This window comes from Citrobacter sp. Cpo030, from assembly GCF_030333005.1.
GTDB lineage: Bacteria > Pseudomonadota > Gammaproteobacteria > Enterobacterales > Enterobacteriaceae > Citrobacter > Citrobacter portucalensis.
The window spans coordinates 101,587-117,873 of sequence record NZ_JAOWGT010000069.1 but is presented as its reverse complement, the minus strand read 5'-3'; the positions used below and the strand labels follow the sequence as shown (position 1 = coordinate 117,873).

The window sequence follows — 16,287 nt, the reverse complement described above, 5'->3', positions numbered from 1 at the left end:
TTATCATGCTGTGGTTCAAAAATTTAATGGTTTACCGTCTTAGCCGCGATGTTTCTTTGCGAGCCGAAGAGATGGAAAAACAGCTGGCATCAATGACGTTCACCCCTTGCGGTAGCCAGGATATGGCAAAAATGGGCTGGGTTCCGCCGATGGGATCGCACAGCGATGCATTAACGCATACCGCCAATGGCCAAATTATTATCTGCGCCCGCAAAGAAGAAAAAATTCTGCCGTCGCCGGTTATCAAACAGGCGCTGGAAGCCAAAATATTCAAACTGGAAGCTGAGCAAGGTCGCAAACTTAAGAAGACCGAAAAAGACTCGCTGAAAGATGAAGTTCTGCACTCATTGCTGCCGCGCGCCTTTAGCCGCTTCAGCCAGACAATGATGTGGATCGATACCGTCAACGATCTGATCATGGTTGATTGTGCGAGCGCGAAGAAAGCCGAAGATACGCTGGCGCTGCTGCGTAAGAGTCTCGGTTCGCTGCCGGTCGTTCCGTTGACGATGGAAAACCCTATTGAGCTGACGCTGACCGAATGGGTTCGCTCCGGCACCACGGCGCAGGGCTTCCAACTGCTGGATGAAGCTGAACTGAAAGCGATCCTTGAAGACGGCGGTGTGATCCGCGCGAAAAAGCAGGATCTGGTCTGCGACGAAATCGCCGTGCATATCGAAGCGGGCAAACTGGTCACCAAGCTGGCCCTTGACTGGCAGCAGCGCATTCAGTTCGTTATGTGTGACGACGGCTCCATTAAGCGCCTGAAGTTCAGCGACGAGCTGCGCGATCAGAATGAAGATATCGACCGCGAAGATTATGCTCAGCGTTTTGATGCCGATTTCATCCTGATGACAGGTGAACTGGCGGCGCTGATTAAAAGTCTGGTGGAAGGATTAGGCGGCGAAGCGCAACGTTAAGCCGTGTTTAGCGAATGGCGACTCAATATCGCCATTCATCATTTTTACGCTTACAGGTAACGGCAAAGATAGGATGTTGGCTCTGCTACCTGCAGATGAAACTCGCTGTTGCCCGGTACGTTAAACACGTCTCCTGCGGCATACACTTTCCACTCGGTTTCCCCTGGCAGCAGCACGTTCAGTGCGCCACTAACTACCGTCATCTCTTCAGGCGCCGCAGTACCAAAGGTATATTCACCTTCAGCCATCACACCTACACTGGCGCGGCCAGTACTGCTGCTGGTAAAACCGATCGATTTTACTTTGCCGGAAAAGTATTCATTACTTTGAAGCATACAACTGGCCCTATCTCGTGATTAAGTTAGGAACCAATATAGGGGGCTGACGTTCCACCTGTCACGCAAAATTACGCCAGCAATTCCGAAGCCAGTCGAGCAATCAACACATTGGACAACAGAACCGGGACATCCAGCGACTTTTGCAGTAAATCACGATGACGTTGATGAAACCCCAGGCAGTCCAGCATAAGAACATCAGCACCTTGCTCAAGGAGATATTTCCCGGCATCAATCAGCTGTTGTTCGGAACCTTCTACTGGATTCGCCACGGCGTACACTGGCGGAGTTTGTAACACCTGCCACTTTTGTGTCTGGGCTTTGAGCAATTCAGCAACAGGTACAATGACCCCAACCTGATGCCCTTCGACAATTGAAGCCACTAACGGGGGAATAATGCGTATGGGTTCCAACAAGATACTATTGCGGGCGGTCAGACGGGTGATTGAGGCGGTACTCATCAGCAGGATCACATCAAATCCCTGATTATCGAGAACCTCCACAATGCTTTGCAGCGAGCGTTCCACTTTCTGACGTGAGACATGAGCAAGTTGGTGGTCGCTAAGCAGTGTTAACAACAGCTCGTCACCGGGTGAAGCCCCGTACTCGGCCATCACATCTTCTCGCTGCATCTGCCCCAGCAGACTGTGGTGAGTAATGTGCTGTTCATCAATATATTCCGTCAGGAGCGGTAACATCTCACACATCGGCACAACGCCAATCGTGAGGATAGCCAACGACGTACTCATTTGTTGCTCCACCGTCTTCTTACTTTGCTGTGAAATCCCGGATAAGTGCCGGGCGCTGACCTGTGCTACAAATGCTCAAAAGCGTAGCAGTAGATCGGCGGTGTATTGTGTAAAGATTCCAGATCATTCCAGTACTGGATTGTTATTGTTTAATTTTCAATTTTTACTGTATACGGCGAAATTTAAAATAATGTGATGCACGCCCGGACTGGCACTTTTAAGACTCGTGCCAGAGCGGTCTTCATATCAGGTTTTATCGGGGTCTTCGTAGCGTTTTTTAGCATCCATCGCTTCCTGAGCTGAAGGATGCTCACTGATCAACGAATTCGGTTTAGGGTGATCGGCACGAAGTTGATACCAGGTTACCGTCTGGCCTGGCGTCCCTTTTTCAACCGTAACAATGGTCGCTTGACGTGGGTAAGGTGGTTGTGTCGGCATAGTTCTTCCTTTTCACTGGATGAACATTAAGTATAGACACCGCCCTGCAACCGTGGCGCTGCCTGCGCCAGTATTCCAAGAATGTCTTCCACTACCTGCGAAGGCGGATTGGTGGCATCAACGATATAGTGCGCAGCCTCGCGATACAAAACATCGCGCTGGGCGAGCACTTCCTGAACCTCTTCGGTCAACGGTTTGCCGGTTAGAGTCGGTCGTAATCCTTCTTCAGGCGTGGCCTCCAGACGATCAACCAGTACCGATACCGGTGCGCTTAGATAGATAACCACGCCGTGGCTGCGCATGTAGCGGCGATTAAACTCGGTAAGAATGATACCGCCGCCGGTCGCAACAACCGTTGCTGGAGCTGTGACAGCCTGCAGAGCGGTCGTTTCCTGGGCACGAAACCCTTCCCATCCTTCTCTTTCGACGATTTCCGCCACGGTCATTTGCACGTGCGATTGCAACCAGCGATCGGTATCAACGAACTGGAAATCAATAGCCTTTGCCAGCGCCATACCGGTTGTCGTCTTACCACACCCCCGGGGGCCAACAAGAAAAAGAGGTTGCGTCATCACAGAATTTCCCCAGAGAGCCGCCAACAAGCGGGATCTGATGCGGTTAAAAATATAATCATATCATCAAACTAGTACACCGCCAAAACTGTAAATAAAAAATTACAGAAGGAATGGCGAGGTGAGTTAACCCCTACTATAACAAGAATTCACAATGAATAAAGTGTAAATAATAAATTACACACTCTATTTTCTACGCTGAACTTCCAGCCACCACTTATCCAGTTCAGCCGCAAAATGCTGTCTGTCGCGGGGCGAAAGGCTATCCGGCCCCCCGGTCTGAATACCGCTGGCACGCAGTGTATCCATAAAATCACGCATCATCAGACGCTCACGGATCGTCGCGTCGGTATAACGTTCGCCACGCGGGTTAAGCGCCGCCGCACCTTTTTCAATCACTTCAGCCGCCAGCGGAATATCTGCCGTTATCACTAAATCACCGGCGCTGCACTGACGCACAATCTCGTTATCAGCCACGTCAAATCCCGCAGGCACACGTAATGTGCTGATGAAACGCGAAGGCGGGACGCGCAGGCTTTGGTTGGCCACTAAAACAAGCGGCATTTGCATGCGCTCAGAGGCGCGGTACAAAATGTCTTTAATCACATTCGGACACGCATCGGCATCCACCCATATTGTCATAACTTCTCCCCACTGGTGTGCTGTCGCACATTGTCGCGTGCTTTTACTTTCAGGCAAAGTGCTGTTTCTCCTTCTGCACATATTCATTCCGCGCTAAGCTTACCTTTCCCAGATTTACCCTAAATACTTCAAGTAACTTGAAGTATTTAGGGTATAAAACAATGAATATCATCCATAGGGAGTGACAAGATGGACAAGAAAATTGGTTTTATCGGCTGCGGTAATATGGGCAAAGCCATTCTTGGCGGCATGATCGCCAGCGGTCAGGTTCTCCCCGGACAAATCTGGGTCTACACCCCTTCCCCCGATAAGGTCGCCGCACTACACGACCAGTACGGCATTAATGCGGCGCAGTCTGCACAAGAAGTCGCGCAGATCGCTGATATTGTTTTTGGGGCCGTAAAGCCAGGCATTATGATTAAGGTGCTGAGCGAAATTACCTCCAGCCTGAACAAAGACTCCCTTGTCGTCTCGATTGCCGCGGGCGTCACCCTCGATCAACTCGCTCGCGCGCTGGGTCATGACCGTAAAATCATTCGCGCGATGCCAAACACGCCATCGCTGGTGAACGCCGGAATGACCTCCGTCACGCCAAACGCCTTAGTCACGCCGGAAGATACGGCCGACGTGCTCAATATCTTCCGCTGCTTTGGCGAAGCTGAAGTCATTGCGGAGGCAATGATTCATCCGGTCGTTGGCGTCAGCGGTTCAGCACCGGCCTATGTATTTATGTTTATCGAAGCGATGGCAGATGCCGCCGTTCAGGGGGGGATGCCCCGCGCGCAGGCTTATAAATTTGCAGCACAAGCGGTAATGGGTTCGGCGAAGATAGTGCTGGAAACGGGTAAACATCCAGGCGAATTAAAGGATATGGTGTGCTCGCCGGGTGGAACCACCATTGAGGCGGTACGCGTCCTGGAAGAACGCGGTTTCCGTTCATCGGTGATTGAAGCGATGATTAAGTGCATGGAGCAGTCGGAAAAACTCAGCCGCTCCTGAGTTAACACCGCCGGACGTCAGGCCGCCGCTTCAGTGCGGTTACGTCCGGAATTCTTTGCTTTGTAGAGAGCCATATCTGCTGATTTTAACCATTCTCGATAGTGTTCAGTTTCAGACGTCAGCGGCGCAACACCCACGCTAATGCGCAGGTCAACCTGCGGCGCGCAGGATAAACGCAGTTGGGTAAGCCGTTCGTGAACACGTGACATCGCTGCAATCGCGCTGCTCGCTGACGTGCCACACATGATTACCGCAAACTCATCACCGCCAAAGCGACCAATCACATCGCTACCGCGTAAGGTCATCTGTAACTGGCGGGTCAGTGCCACAATAGCCTGATCCCCGACGTCATGACCCCAGGTATCATTGATACTCTTAAAATGGTCGATATCGATGATAAGGAGCGTGGCGTCACGCTGATGGCGGCGGCAATTATCAAATTCATTTCGCAGCAACAGTTCCCAATGGCGTCGGTTATACACCCCGGTCATGCCATCTCGCGTACTCATCACCTGTAAGCGACGTTTATGTTCTGCCAGCCTGATAAGCGTCTTATAACTCACCCAGGCAAACAGCAACGGGTAAACCACTAACACCGGCAGCGACAGCAGCACGCCCAGTTGCGTACTGCTAAAAGCTACGGGGATATCCGTTAACTGTAACGTCACCAGGCAGGAAACCACCATCAACACGGCGCCCGCGATGAAGACGCGCATCCCCCCTGCGCCCATCAGGTTGATACAGATAATCATCAACAGCGCCGTGGATGGCAGCAAGTTTATCCCCATAATCCCCATCCACATCCCGGCGAGGATGGCATCGGCTTTTAAGTTGGTATATTCGCTATGTAGTGGATCGATAGCTTTACTTGCCAATTGCCATGCCAGATGCGGCCAGACAAACGCCCATCCCACCAGCAAAAGCCACCAGCCTCCGGTTATTGGCTGAGAAACTAATACCGACGCGATAGGGAAAAACATTCCCCCCAGTCCCACCGCTCGCGGCAGCCTGATTCGTCGGGCAAATCGCAGACCGGAACGTTGGTGGTCATTTTGATGAAGCAATATAAATGCTTCATTCGGGACGACCTTCTTTTGATAAAAGTTTTCATCATTCATCGTATTTGGGAATATTCTGAAACAAATTTCCCAAATTATAGGAAGGGGTCTGGTGGCGGAAGTATGATATTTCGGGTGAGCGATTTTACCTGCTCACCCGGAAGTGCTAAGCAGATTTTTTCAGGCAAGCGCTCATAAACTTATTACGATCATCGCCTTTCAGCGACTGTTCCGTCGCCTTGACGTTGCATTCACGCATTTTCTGCTGCTGCGGCGTCAGGCTCTTTTCCTCAGGCGCAGATTTACTGTTTTTCAGGCAATCACTCATGTAGGTCTTACGCGCATCCCCTTTTAAGGTCTGCGCCGTTGCCTGCTGATTGCAGGTGGTCATACGCTGTTGTTGCGGGGTTAACGTCTTCTCGGCAGCACCGACTGTAGTTAAAAAAATAAGGCCAAAGAGTAACGTCATTAATAATGTAATTTTCATAGCACCATCCTTTTCTGAACGACGACACACAGGTAAGTTTGGCTGCTAACGATAAAAATACCACCCAACGGCAAAAGTATTGCCGTCGGGTGTCAGCTTATTTCAGTCCTAACGCCGCTTTCATGGTGTAAAACAGATCGGTTTGATCGGTCAGGCCAACCACATTCGCCGCATGAGGGCCATAGGCTGCAATACGCAGTTGGCTGCCGGTGTGCTCCTGGGACTCTTCTTCAGAGTTGCCATAGCTAATGACCATCACCGCGCCATCTTTGGTGTTCAGCGCTTGCGTTAAACCGGGTGCTTTGGTATCCGGTGCGACGATCTGGCTGGCATGCGCGTGGTCAGCGGTTACCACAACCAGGGTGTTGCCATCTTTCTTAGCAAAAGCAAGAGCACGCTGCACCGCTTCATCCAGATCGACCGTTTCACCAATTTGTCCACACGGGTTAGCGGCATGATCTTGTTTGTCGATTGACGCGCCTTCTACTTGCAGGAAGAAACCTTTCTCATTCTTGCTTAACAGCTCAATCGCTTTATCCGTCATCTGCGCCAGCGTTGGCACGCTGTCGTTACGTTTTGGATTTGGCGTACAGGTCACTACCGGCTTATCCAGATTCCCGTGATAAGACGCTTTCGGCCCTTCCCAACGCACTGGCATATTACCGTCTGAGAACAGACCCAACAGCGGTTTATCCTGATTCGCTTCGGTAATCGCCGCCAACGTCGCGGCATCGCTCACCATTTGATAACCGCGAGCCTGTGCTTGCTCACGCAGCGTTTTACCCTGCCACTCACCTGCCGCAGCGATTTCAGTAAATGTTTTTGCTCCGCCGCCTAACGTAACATCCGCACGGGCATTCAATAATTGTTCGGTAATCGACCCTTTACCGCCTTTTTCCAGCGCGTTCGTCGGGCATTTTTCAGCCGTCATGCTCGGGCCATAGCATTTACGCGAAGTGACATGGGCAACCAGTGCGGCCGGGGTGGCATCCTGCAATTCAGCCGTGGAAACGTTGCCTGTCGCCAGACCTGCCGCTTTGGCCATTTCCAGAATAGTGGCGTGATCTTTTTCACGAATATCAACGCCCAGAGCACCATTGTAAGTTTTAACGCCGGTCGTCCACGCCGTCGCGGATGCTGCTGAATCTGTCACATAATCAGGTTTCCCTGTTTTCTTATCCAACGCATAATGCGTGTATTGCCCGGTCAGCGGTAAAGCATCAATACCTTTAAAAAAGCCGCCCGCGCCTTCAGCATAATTTCGCGCTGCCGTTATTTCGGAATCGCCCATCCCATCGCCAATCAGCAAAATAATATTTTTGGCTGGTTTATCGTTCAGGGATTCGCGCAGAGCCGCCGTCTGATCGGCAGACAATCGGCGAGCGCCACCAGGCGTGGTGATATCACCTTGAGCGGCACGATTATCCATAACCGCTACAGTAGATGTTTCTGCATTAATAACCGGGGTAAACAGCAAAGGTAACAGGGCAATAGCGAGTGCGCTTTGTTTCACTTTATATTCTCCATGTATAAATACGGTAAAATTAAAACAAAGCGACTATAAGTATTTGATGTGACACTTTTATGATAATTTGTGGGTGTCCCGCCACAGAGGGTTCAAAACGCTTTTTGTACGCCCTCGCAAGCGCTATGTATGTTCGTCAGAAACGCGGGCATGTGGTTTACATCAGCCAGCGCCCCCTCAATTTGACGAATAAATATTTGCCGATCGTTCCACGCCATATTGCGCAGCATTTCGATGATTACCCGTTCCAACGTTTCGACCTGTGCCGCCAGATCTTGCGACTCTTCTTCTTTTTGCGCGAGCTTAAGTAACAACTCAGTGACGAGGTTTTTCATTTGCCTATTCCCTTAACAAAATATGGGCCACGTTATCATTAAGGCTTACAACTGCCTAGAGGATGAAAGTTGTATTTTTATAAGGAATAAAAAGATTTGCGAAAACAATCACAACACAAAATAAGGGTAAATGCGTCTGGATGCAGAATGATTCAATATAAAAAGGTAAGAAAATTAATAATCACACAAATATATAATACGCAATTATGGATTAACAACGCTGACAAGCAGCGTTGTTAATCAGGAACTCAACGAACCCCGCGCCGACGTCGTAACGCGATAGCTAGTTGCCAGATATTGATAAGCACAATGCTTGCTGTAGCAATGAACACCCAACGGAATCCCGCCATTGCCGAAACCGTCGCCCCCATTAATGGCCCGGCGACATTGCCGAGATACATAAATGACTGGTTATAGCCAAAGATGCGCCCGGTTATCTGGTCGCTGGAGTATTTCACCAGCAGCGTCTGCACCGCCGGCAACATCGCGCCGTCGGCAAATCCAAGCAGAAAACGTAGTACTCCCAACTGCAACGGCGTGGTGACCCACGACATGGCGAAAAACAGCACCACCGCAAAGATTAACGTCGCCATTAAAATCCGCTCAGTACCAATACGGTCGCCTAATTTACCCAGTCGAGGCGCGGAAATCAGAGCAGAAATGCCCGGTACTGAGGCTATCAGCCCGCTGAGAAAGGCAATATTCGAACTATCTGGGACCATCGATTTGATAAACAGCGCCAGAATCGGCCCAATTGAACCGTTACACAGTTGAATCACCATGGTGGTAAAAAACAGGCTGATCACCAACGCCGGATGCGAAAGCGAGGCAAACACGGCCTTCCCACTCAGACGTTCACTTTTTTTAATCGTCGGACGAACGCCCTCTTTGATCAAGAACAGTGTGACCAGAAAACTCACCACCAGCAAGGCGGCGGTAATACAGAATACCGCCCGTAAGCCAACGTGATCGGCGATAAAGCCCCCCATTAACGGTCCACCAATGACACCGCTAATTTGCGCCGTCGACAGCGTACTCAGCGCCCACCCGCTACGTTCACGCGGAACCTGGGACGCGACCAGCGCCATCGCATTAGGAATATAACCAGAGGTTAACCCCATCACCCCGCGCAGCAGAAAAAGCTGCCAAACGTTAGTGGCAAATGCCTGGAGCAAAATCGCAATGGCCATACCCAGTGAGGCCCGCAGCAGCATCAGCTTGCGTCCTTTGCGGTCGGCTAGACTGCCCCACATCGGAGAAACAATGGCTGAAATCAGGAAGGTGACGCTGAACGTTAATCCGGACCACATTGAGAGCGCTTCATGCGAGGTCACGCCCAGTTGGGAGATATAGAGTGGTAAAAAAGGCAAGATTTGGCTAATCGCCAGTCCGGTAAAAAAGCACCCGAACCAAACGGAAATAAGGTTAACTCTCCAGGATTCCATAAGGACTCATAACGATAAGTAGCTGAAAACTGCGAGCAGCTTAACAAATTACTTAGCCGAATAAGGGTCCACAGGTGCGATAAATCACAGTTTAGGATTTTATCTTCCCGCTCATCATATTTGTGATACAGCTCACATCAAACCCATAATATAAACAGGGGATTGTGCTTCACGTACGAGCCGCATGTTTGTTCTGTTCTATTCCCCTGTCGTCCGCCAAAACAATCTGCCAGAAGCCGAGGAAACCTGCGTTTTGTCGTGGTAATGTATGTGCTTTGCATTCATGGAATGGGTTTTTAAGATGGCAAAGTTGCGGGTAGGAATCGTATTTGGTGGTAAATCAGCGGAACATGAAGTGTCATTGCAATCGGCAAAAAATATTGTCGATGCCATCGACAAGACTCGCTTTGACGTTGTGCTGTTAGGTATTGATAAACAAGGGCAATGGCACGTCAGCGATGCCAGTAACTATCTGCTCAATTCAGACGATCCGGCGCATATTGCGTTGCGACCTTCTGAGACCAGCCTGGCGCAGGTACCCGGCAAACAAGCGCACCAGTTGATCGATGCACAAAACGGTCAACCGCTGCCGACGGTCGATGTTATTTTCCCAATCGTACACGGTACTTTGGGTGAAGATGGCTCTCTGCAGGGCATGCTGCGCGTGGCGAACCTGCCGTTTGTCGGTTCTGATGTGCTGGGTTCTGCTGCCTGTATGGATAAAGACGTGACCAAACGTCTGCTGCGTGATGCCGGGTTAAACATCGCGCCATTTATTACTCTCACTCGCGCGAATCGCAACAGCATCAGCTTTGCCGAAGTAGAATCCCGCCTGGGTCTGCCGCTGTTTGTAAAACCGGCCAACCAGGGATCGTCCGTTGGCGTCAGTAAAGTAACCAGCGAAGCCCAATACGATCAAGCCGTCGCGCTGGCATTTGAATTCGATCATAAAGTCGTTGTGGAGCAAGGGATCAAAGGCCGCGAGATCGAATGTGCGGTACTGGGCAACGATCATCCGCAGGCCAGTACCTGTGGTGAGATCGTGCTGAACAGCGATTTTTACGCTTACGACACTAAATACATTGACGATAACGGTGCCAAAGTTGTCGTTCCGGCAGCAATTGCGCCAGAGATTAACGATAAGATCCGCGAAATCGCCATTCAGGCATACCAGACTCTGGGCTGTGCCGGCATGGCGCGCGTGGACGTCTTCTTAACTGCTGAAAACGACGTTGTGATCAATGAGATCAACACGCTGCCTGGCTTTACCAACATCAGTATGTATCCGAAACTGTGGCAGGCGAGCGGTTTAGGCTATACCGATTTGATCACTCGCCTGATCGAACTGGCACTGGAACGCCATGCTGCAGATAGCGCGCTGAAAACCAGTATGTAAACCCGTCAGGATGCCTGATAGAGCTATTGGGCATCCTTTGCTTCATCATCTTCAACGCGGCGACGGATGATTAATCCGGCCAGCCAAAAGCTAATCACCCAGGTCACCAGCCCCACCGCATAGGTTTGCCATCCCTGCGCTTCAAAACCTAATAACCCCACCACGCCATTCAGAATAAAGATAAGCCCAATAGCGAAAGCATAGTAGTGCCAGTCTCGGCGGATTTTTACAGGCAGGTTCATAACAGCTCCGGTGAAAATACAACACAGGGAGGCATCCTCGCACATTTCCCCGAGGGCGTCTGTGGTCTGTGCGGAATTTCTTAAATGTAACTCAGTTTCACTTAAGGTTACATAATTGTGACCATCAACAAAAAACCGAAATCCAGGAATAATCTCTACCTGAAATTACCATCATTCTGATATTGACATTGCCGATCACCTGTCAGACTCACTCTCAGTTCCAGGCATTACGTCAAAAAAAGCAGGTTATTTCCGGAGGTCTTTATGGCTGATTTTACGCTCTCAAAATCCCTGTTTAAGGGCAAGCATCGGGATCCCTCCTCCCTGCCCGGCAACATTGCGTATGCCGTATTTGTGCTGTTTTGCTTCTGGGCGGGTGCACAGATTTTAAATCTGTTGGCCCACGCACCCGGCATCTATGAAGAACTGATGCAGCTGCAAATGCAAGAGACAGGACGCCCGCGGGTCGAAATCGGTTTAGGCGTCGGTACTCTCTTTGGACTGATCCCCTTCCTGGTAGGAAGCCTGATTCTTGGTGCCATCGCGGCGATCATGCGCTGGCGTCACCGTCATCATAAAGATGACTGACTCATACACTTCGCCCGACGATCGTCCACGCGTTTAGCAAACCATGCGGTAGTCAGATTACGCGTGATCTTCGGGCTTTCCAGTTGAATGCCCGGCAGCATTTCTCGAGGAAGCGCTTTCCCGGTCTTCGCTTCCGCCAGCTTGTAGACCTTCTCGTACAGTGCGGTCTCTTCAAAGGCCTGGCTGTCACCTTTTTGCAGTTGACGGCGGATCTCACTCTCGCTCATCCCTAGCTTCCCGGCCAGTTTACGTACCGCCAGCTCCGTTTTGCCCGGCTCACTGCTGCCATAGAGAATCAGATCCCCATCCATCGCCAGCTTCACTCCGCTGGCTTTACTGACCGCATTCTGGAAAGCTGCATTGCGGCTCGCATACCATCCGGCATTAAAATCGGCGAAGCGGAAGATTGGCGCACTGTAATTCGCCGGGTAATTGAGCAGATGATATGTACCAAACCACAGCCCACCACGGCGGCTAAACACTTCCTGACGTACCGTCCCCGCCATTTTCCACGGATACCCGCTGGTGTGCTGCTCAGCAAACGCGATACTGACCTGCATTGGACCACCGGTATGTACCGGATTAAGCGATCCAAACAATGTCTGCCCCATCGGCACCATGTTGATGAAATCATCAAAGATAGCGCTAAGCTGTTTTTCCGTCTTCACCGTATCCAGACGCTCGCTGTAGCTTTTCCCCGTTGGCGAGTTAATCTTTAGCGCGGTATGCACGACAAACAGCGGGATATGCATGCGTTCTGCGCGACGATCAATCTCTTTCCAGGCTATTTTGCTTAAACCAGGAACAGCCGGATCGGCCTGGAAGTTTGACTCCTGCTGCGCTACCGCCAGCACCGAACAGATGTTTTCAACCGTCGGTGCCAGCTTCTGGCTTTCAAAGGTCTTTGCCAAATCCTGCGCCCACGCGTTCCGGTCTTTCACGCTGGCGGGCATTTTCTGGCGCACCACGCTCGCCACATCGACGGCTTTCTCCCCCTTTTTTAGCGGCTGCGCGGGTTGGCTACTACATCCCACCAGCACCAGTGCTGCCAGACCAGACAAGGGGTAAAGACGGGAAACCGTCGACATAACATCTCCTTATTATTAACTCAGCGTATGGGTAACTTCCTGAATATCCTGACCATCAAGCTCTCGTTCAAAGCTGCGCAGACGCTTATAAATAGACATCAGTTCCACTAACGTTGTCCAGGAGTTAATCAGATACTGGAACGAGCCGCGCACCTGGCCAAACACGTTGGTGATTTGCGTCATCAAACCGAGCGTAATCGTACCGGCAACAATTGACGGAAACAGCAGGAACAAACCGAAAACGTTATCAACCTGCAGGTAAAGAATACGGGCGATATTGAAGTACATATAGTGAAAATAGAGGCGGAAGTAGTTTTGCCGTACCGCATGGAACAGTTCACGCACCGTCGGTGGCGTCGCACGGTTGCCATCATCTTCGCCATACACCAATTCTTTACGATAGGCCGCTTCCACGCGCTGGTTTTTAAACTCCAGCCCGGGAAGTTTTATCCCGACCACGGCCAGTAAACCGGTTCCCATCAGCGACCAGACAATCGCGGCAATCACCAGGCCATAAGGCACATGTCCAACAATCGGCAGGTCAGGAACATGGGCAGAGAGCGTAACCAGTACAGGCAGGAAGGCAATCAGCGTCATAATCGCGTTGATAAAGCTGACGCCCATATCTTCCAGCGTAGAAGCAAAACGCATGGTGTCTTCCTGCACACGCTGCGCTGCGCCTTCGATGTGACGCAAATGCTGCCAGTGCGCCATATAGTGTTCGTTCATCGCGGTACGCCAGCGGAACACATAGTGGCTGACGAAGAAGTTGTTCATCACGCCAATGACTACGGCTATCAGCGCAATACCGAGAAAAATGCCCACTTCATGATAGAACTGCTCAATCTTCACCTTGTGTGGTGCGCTGAGCGCAGTTTGAATCAGGTCATAAAATGGCGCATACCAGGCGTTGACGGCGACGCCAACTTCAACCAGAAACCAGGTCACAAAAATAATCAGCGATGTGCCCAGAATAGACCAGTACTGCCAGCGGTGTGGGCTGTAGAGAAACCAGAACAGCGCGAACACCCCGACACAAAGAATGTAGTACGCATAAAAAATCAGGTAATCCAACGACCAGAAACGCGCTGCGCTAATAGGTACGTCTCCCGACGCGCCGGTAATATGTGCAACCCAGGCTCCCCCACCTGCTTGCCAGAATACAACGGCGACGAGTGCCCAAATAAATGCCGAAATAAAGAACGGCCCCGGCTTTGGGAAAAAAGACTTAAACATAGTGCTCTCCTGCTAACTTCTTATCGTTATGACGACTGCTGTGCATTTGCCACCGTAGAGTGCGGAGGCCAGACGGCTTACGCCCAAAAACACAAGCTGAAACCGACAATTGTGACCAAAACCGAGGCACTTAGTTCGCACCTCGGTTATGAAGAATTGTTTCTGTGGTTTTCACACTCGACAACGTTCCAGTATGTGCAGATTATCACAGCGTGAGATCACAAAAGCGAACATCCGCAATCCAGGAAACTCCTGTGTTTACTCATCGTTACGTTTTTCCCACTATCATTGGTTGATAAGCGCTTTGCAATACGCCGATGAGTAGTATAAATACGCATACGCACGACATCCTTTTTCACTTTCTCTAACTCATGGACACCACCGTTGAAACGTAGTCTGCTTTTTTCTGCCGCGCTGTGTGCGGCGTCATTGACATCTGTCCAGGCGGCACAGCCTATAACCGATCCGGTCTTCGCCTCTGATATCGTTGATCGTTATGCCGACCATATATTTTACGGCAGTGGTGCTACGGGGATGGCGCTCGTGGTGATTGATGGTAATCAGCGTGTATTTCGTAGTTTCGGCGAAACACGCCCCGGCAATAATGTTCATCCACAACTGGATTCCGTGATCCGCATTGCCTCAATTACCAAATTAATGACCAGTGAAATGCTGGTGAAATTACTCGATCAGGGCACGGTCAAACTCAACGATCCATTGAGTAAATATGCGCCCCCTGGCGCGCGCGTTCCCACTTATCAAGGAACGCCAATTACGCTGGTGAATCTGGCGACACATACCAGCGCACTACCGCGCGAACAGCCAGGCGGGGCAGCCAAACGGCCGGTGTTTGTCTGGCCAACCCGCGAGCAGCGCTGGAGCTATCTCTCAACGGCTACGCTTAAAGCCGCGCCAGGATCGCAGGCTTCTTATTCCAACCTGGCGTTTGATCTGCTGGCCGATGCGCTGGGTACCGCGTCAGGTAAGCCTTATCCGCAGCTGTTTGAAGAAAAAATCACCCGTCCGTTGGGGATGAAAGACACCACCTTTACGCCATCCCCCGATCAGTGCCGACGCCTGATGGTCGCGGAAAAAGGTGCCAGCCCTTGTAACAATACTCTGGCAGCGATGGGTAGCGGCGGCGTTTATTCAACGCCTGGCGATATGATGCGCTGGATGCAGCAGTATCTCTCTTCTGACTTTTATCATCGTAGCCAGCAGGCCGACCGGATGCAGACGCTGATTTACCAGCGTACGCAGTTAACTAAAGTGGTGGGAATGGACGTTCCAGGCAGAGCCGATGCGCTTGGTTTGGGCTGGGTCTACATGGCGCCGAAGAATGGCAGACCGGGAATTATTCAAAAAACCGGTGGCGGCGGTGGCTTCATTACCTATATGGCGATGATCCCACAGCAAAACGTTGGGGCATTTGTCGTAGTGACGCGCTCTCCGCTGACCCGTTTTACCAATATGAGCGACGGTATCAACGAACTGGTTGCAGAATTGAGCGGGTACAAGCCACAGGTCATTCCTGCATCCTGATTCAATACTCAAAAGGCAAACGGTTAATGCACACCAGTTTGCCTTTATTCATTTCAATGTAACCGCCTTTGCGCAATGCCGCGAGAACCTCAGCGACAACCGAGCGTGAAATTCGTGTGCGTTGGTGAATATAGTTCATAACACCAATGCGTGAACGAAGGGCTTCATCCCATTTCGTCATAGAGATCAATGTCGCGCGGATCTGATCGTAGGAGTTGTTGCCGATCAACTGCAGATCGCGTAATTCAAGCATGGAGTTTTGCCATGCCAACCAACAAAAAGCTTCACGCCAAAGCTGGCACTCTTCAATTATATTAATTGTTTGCGAGGCAGGTAGATGGTATCCCGTACAATCGCTTTCTGTGATTAATCTGTATTGTATATCTGTTTTTATCACACCATCTGAAAGCCCCATAATAAACGGTGCCTGCGCAATACCGACCAGCACATTCTCCCCTCGCCTCAGGGAAATTACACCATTTAAAATGATAAAGGTATCGTCACTGTTTATATCACTGGAATAAATTATTTCTTTATCGTTATCACACTCAAAGTGTTTGCCATATTTTGACAAACATTTATCAAGCTTACCAAATTCCACAAGCGGTTTATTTGCAGACAACATTTGGGCATTCCTTGCAATAAATGCCCGTCAAATCCGTGACGGGCATTTTTCTGAGTTAGATTATCTTT

At 50.6% G+C, this 16,287-nt stretch carries 19 protein-coding genes; 5 read left to right on the top strand and 14 right to left on the bottom strand.

What is annotated here, in order from left to right; translation table 11 throughout:
- The first annotated feature begins 5 nt into the window (after nucleotides 1-5).
- Nucleotides 6-917 carry a recombination-associated protein RdgC gene (gene rdgC / locus OGY37_RS16185; protein ID WP_003021479.1) on the top strand — a complete coding sequence of 304 codons (912 nt, stop codon included), beginning with the start codon at nucleotides 6-8 and terminating at the stop codon, nucleotides 915-917.
- Nucleotides 918-967: 50 nt separating this feature from the next.
- On the opposite strand, the gene ppnP is transcribed toward rdgC, so the two are convergent.
- The 5 genes from ppnP to OGY37_RS16160 all read right to left on the bottom strand — a co-directional run bounded on the left by ppnP (nucleotide 968) and on the right by OGY37_RS16160 (nucleotide 3,653).
- On the bottom strand, nucleotides 968-1,252 hold the full coding sequence (ppnP, locus tag OGY37_RS16180; RefSeq protein WP_003021477.1) for a pyrimidine/purine nucleoside phosphorylase: 285 nt from the start codon (nucleotides 1,250-1,252) through the stop codon (nucleotides 968-970).
- A 71-nt stretch (nucleotides 1,253-1,323) separates the two neighbouring features.
- On the bottom strand, nucleotides 1,324-2,001 hold the full coding sequence (locus OGY37_RS16175) for an AroM family protein (RefSeq protein WP_003830963.1): 678 nt from the start codon (nucleotides 1,999-2,001) through the stop codon (nucleotides 1,324-1,326).
- 246 nt (nucleotides 2,002-2,247) lie between these two features.
- Complete coding sequence (gene yaiA, locus OGY37_RS16170; RefSeq protein WP_003021472.1) at nucleotides 2,248-2,439, bottom strand: protein YaiA; 192 nt, start codon at nucleotides 2,437-2,439, stop codon at nucleotides 2,248-2,250.
- A gap of 26 nt (nucleotides 2,440-2,465) precedes the next feature.
- Nucleotides 2,466-3,011: a shikimate kinase AroL gene (gene aroL / locus OGY37_RS16165; RefSeq protein WP_003830960.1), complete on the bottom strand. Its 546-nt coding sequence runs from the start codon at nucleotides 3,009-3,011 to the stop codon at nucleotides 2,466-2,468.
- A 186-nt stretch (nucleotides 3,012-3,197) separates the two neighbouring features.
- Entirely contained in the window at nucleotides 3,198-3,653 is a 456-nt protein-coding gene (locus OGY37_RS16160) for a YaiI/YqxD family protein (protein WP_003830959.1), read from the bottom strand.
- 189 nt (nucleotides 3,654-3,842) lie between these two features.
- Between OGY37_RS16160 and proC the strand changes: the two genes are divergently transcribed.
- On the top strand, nucleotides 3,843-4,652 hold the full coding sequence (gene proC / locus OGY37_RS16155; RefSeq protein WP_286621241.1) for a pyrroline-5-carboxylate reductase: 810 nt from the start codon (nucleotides 3,843-3,845) through the stop codon (nucleotides 4,650-4,652).
- 17 nt (nucleotides 4,653-4,669) lie between these two features.
- On the opposite strand, the gene adrA is transcribed toward proC, so the two are convergent.
- The 5 genes from adrA to OGY37_RS16130 form a co-directional block, all read right to left on the bottom strand.
- Entirely contained in the window at nucleotides 4,670-5,785 is a 1,116-nt protein-coding gene (gene adrA / locus OGY37_RS16150; RefSeq protein ID WP_126319065.1) for a diguanylate cyclase AdrA, read from the bottom strand.
- 91 nt (nucleotides 5,786-5,876) lie between these two features.
- Complete coding sequence (gene psiF / locus OGY37_RS16145; RefSeq protein ID WP_003830956.1) at nucleotides 5,877-6,197, bottom strand: phosphate starvation-inducible protein PsiF; 321 nt, start codon at nucleotides 6,195-6,197, stop codon at nucleotides 5,877-5,879.
- 97 nt (nucleotides 6,198-6,294) lie between these two features.
- Nucleotides 6,295-7,710 carry an alkaline phosphatase gene (gene phoA / locus OGY37_RS16140; protein WP_286621239.1) on the bottom strand — a complete coding sequence of 472 codons (1,416 nt, stop codon included), beginning with the start codon at nucleotides 7,708-7,710 and terminating at the stop codon, nucleotides 6,295-6,297.
- Nucleotides 7,711-7,814: 104 nt separating this feature from the next.
- A complete protein-coding gene (locus OGY37_RS16135; RefSeq protein WP_003830953.1) occupies nucleotides 7,815-8,057 on the bottom strand; it encodes a sigma-S stabilization anti-adapter protein IraP in 243 nt (80 codons plus the stop codon).
- A gap of 248 nt (nucleotides 8,058-8,305) precedes the next feature.
- Complete coding sequence (locus OGY37_RS16130) at nucleotides 8,306-9,502, bottom strand: multidrug efflux MFS transporter (protein ID WP_174785049.1); 1,197 nt, start codon at nucleotides 9,500-9,502, stop codon at nucleotides 8,306-8,308.
- Nucleotides 9,503-9,803: 301 nt separating this feature from the next.
- Here OGY37_RS16130 and ddlA point away from each other — a divergent pair, with 301 nt between their 5' ends.
- Nucleotides 9,804-10,898 carry a D-alanine--D-alanine ligase gene (gene ddlA, locus OGY37_RS16125; RefSeq protein ID WP_148362356.1) on the top strand — a complete coding sequence of 365 codons (1,095 nt, stop codon included), beginning with the start codon at nucleotides 9,804-9,806 and terminating at the stop codon, nucleotides 10,896-10,898.
- 23 nt (nucleotides 10,899-10,921) lie between these two features.
- Here ddlA and OGY37_RS16120 read toward each other — a convergent pair whose 3' ends face one another.
- Nucleotides 10,922-11,140 carry a DUF2754 domain-containing protein gene (locus OGY37_RS16120; RefSeq protein WP_003830949.1) on the bottom strand — a complete coding sequence of 73 codons (219 nt, stop codon included), beginning with the start codon at nucleotides 11,138-11,140 and terminating at the stop codon, nucleotides 10,922-10,924.
- A 264-nt stretch (nucleotides 11,141-11,404) separates the two neighbouring features.
- Between OGY37_RS16120 and OGY37_RS16115 the strand changes: the two genes are divergently transcribed.
- Complete coding sequence (locus OGY37_RS16115; protein WP_003830948.1) at nucleotides 11,405-11,728, top strand: DUF2755 family protein; 324 nt, start codon at nucleotides 11,405-11,407, stop codon at nucleotides 11,726-11,728.
- Here OGY37_RS16115 and OGY37_RS16110 read toward each other — a convergent pair.
- Entirely contained in the window at nucleotides 11,713-12,816 is a 1,104-nt protein-coding gene (locus tag OGY37_RS16110) for a DUF1615 domain-containing protein (RefSeq protein WP_149281136.1), read from the bottom strand. The genes OGY37_RS16115 and OGY37_RS16110 overlap by 16 nt on opposite strands.
- Nucleotides 12,817-12,831: 15 nt before the next feature.
- Nucleotides 12,832-14,052 carry a peptide antibiotic transporter SbmA gene (gene sbmA, locus OGY37_RS16105; RefSeq protein WP_003021430.1) on the bottom strand — a complete coding sequence of 407 codons (1,221 nt, stop codon included), beginning with the start codon at nucleotides 14,050-14,052 and terminating at the stop codon, nucleotides 12,832-12,834.
- A gap of 384 nt (nucleotides 14,053-14,436) precedes the next feature.
- Between sbmA and ampH the strand changes: the two genes are divergently transcribed.
- Nucleotides 14,437-15,594: a D-alanyl-D-alanine-carboxypeptidase/endopeptidase AmpH gene (ampH, locus tag OGY37_RS16100; protein ID WP_003830945.1), complete on the top strand. Its 1,158-nt coding sequence runs from the start codon at nucleotides 14,437-14,439 to the stop codon at nucleotides 15,592-15,594.
- Nucleotide 15,595: 1 nt separating this feature from the next.
- On the opposite strand, the gene iprA is transcribed toward ampH, so the two are convergent.
- The gene (iprA, locus tag OGY37_RS16095) at nucleotides 15,596-16,219 is read right to left on the bottom strand and encodes a hydrogen peroxide resistance inhibitor IprA (RefSeq protein WP_003830944.1); all 624 of its coding nucleotides are present in this window, start codon (nucleotides 16,217-16,219) and stop codon (nucleotides 15,596-15,598) included.
- Nucleotides 16,220-16,287 lie beyond the last annotated feature (68 nt).